At 37.7% G+C, this 1,312-nt stretch carries 1 protein-coding gene; it reads right to left on the reverse strand.

Annotation, left to right across the window (positions count from 1 at the left end; translation table 11 throughout):
* Window positions 1–1,049 precede the first annotated feature (1,049 nt).
* The gene (locus F6K22_RS40980; RefSeq protein ID WP_293110916.1) at window positions 1,050–1,181 is read right to left on the reverse strand and encodes a hypothetical protein; all 132 of its coding nucleotides are present in this window, start codon (window positions 1,179–1,181) and stop codon (window positions 1,050–1,052) included.
* Between the last annotated feature and the right edge of the window lie 131 nt (window positions 1,182–1,312).

Here is a 1,312-nt window from a genome sequence, read left to right on the forward strand (position 1 = left end):
AGCTTTAACAATCTCGGCATGGCGTTCGCGGAGCGTTGCGGAGCGCAGTATCGCCCAACTCTTACTATTTATCCCTTAATTTATCAGGTTTAATTTTATTATACCGATGCTACCGGATTTGATATTACCCTTTTGCACAATGAACCGCGCTGACTCGGGCGTTGCGGATACCCAACTTCTAACAGCCTGCTCATCGGGCAACTCTTGGGTAACTAGAACATCTGGTCTAAGCTCACTCAAAGCCTTGCTTACGAAACGGCTTCCCTTGCATTGCAAGTCAGGTCGATAGATAATGTTATCATTAAGAATGGCAAGCAAAACATCTTCAGCAACAGGGTAAGTAATCAGGATTTGCATACGGAACCTTTGGTAAGTGAACAAAAGATATGATGATAGAGATGGGTAGCGTTCTAGACATGTGGATTACCTTTCCAACTTGCTGACACATCTTGGGATAAGAGCAGTACATAATTACATATAGATGACCATTACAATGCACCACCACCCTTTAACTTAACCTAAAAGGAATTACTCTTATTATTTCCTTCGATAAAGGTCATATATAAACCTTAGACTAAACATCAGGATTTATCAGAATGTTTGGACTTTGGACAAAAAGAAAAATAGTTAGCGTATTTTTTACGCTAACGAGACTAGAGAAATATTTCTCTGTCCCCAGTGAATTTAATCACTGAAAAATGGGAATAATTAAGAGTTGTCGCCCACTACTAAGAAACTTTTCGTTGTTTTTTGGATTTTTTTTTGCCTTTGATGATAACTTGATGAGGAGTTCGCTCAAGTTGTTTTATATCCTTTAATCCGTCCGGTAGAATAACCTCGACGTTTGGGAGATGTCGTCATTGTACCCAAAGTCGAAATTATTCGATCTTATATCTCTTTGAACTAAACTGGGAGTGATTTTAACTGATTTATTAGTCTTCAAATAATGTTCCCAAGGACGGGGTAAAACAATGGCTAAATTCCTAGCAGCCCATAAATTAACATAAGCAATTAATGTTAATTTAAACCAATTTTCTTCATGTTCGACATTACTGTGTTGAATAAGCTGTCGTCAATAATCTTTGTTGACCCAAAATAGGAGCTAGTTGTTCCATGTCATAACGTTGTCGATAAGACTCATAGCAATCAATTAAACTTAACTCTTCATATAGGAGAACCAATAGCGATTAACCACATGGGTTTCCAAATCCTATTACCAACTTCATCAGTAATAGTAATTCGTAGTCAGGTAAAAGGATGATGGTTCATTTTATCGGTTTTAGTGCCTTTCATTAACATCTGCTTCCCACCG

It is taken from the genome of Okeania sp. SIO2F4 (assembly GCF_010672385.1).
Classification (GTDB): Bacteria; Cyanobacteriota; Cyanobacteriia; order Cyanobacteriales; family Microcoleaceae; genus Trichodesmium.